The 280-nt window shown below is 43.9% G+C and carries 1 protein-coding gene; it reads left to right on the forward strand.

Translation table 11 applies throughout. The features are described 5' to 3' along the window. Positions 1-35: 35 nt before the first annotated feature. Positions 36-280 (forward strand): EamA family transporter (locus tag AAEY88_RS13115; RefSeq protein ID WP_350563088.1); only part of this gene is annotated, 245 nt, incomplete at its 3' end.

A 280-nucleotide genomic window follows, 5' to 3' on the forward strand; every position in this document is an offset into this window, starting at 1 on the left:
GTTTATTAGTGCTACCTATTTTAATTGTGGTGGGAATGAGCCAGCTTAAAAATATACGTATCGAAGGGGCGTTACTTGCAATAGCCTCAGGTGCCATCGCATCTGGCGTAGGGTACAGTATTTGGTATGTGGCTATGCCACTATTAAAGAGCACGCATGCAGCCATAGTGCAGTTATGCGTACCCGTTTTGGCGGCTATTGCAGGGGCAGTGTTTTTATCAGAGACATTAACTGTACAATTTATGCTCCCCAGCAGTATCATTTTACTAGCGGTATTAGT

This window comes from Psychrobacter sp. CAL346-MNA-CIBAN-0220, assembly GCF_040309805.1.
Taxonomy (GTDB): Bacteria; Pseudomonadota; Gammaproteobacteria; order Pseudomonadales; family Moraxellaceae; genus Psychrobacter.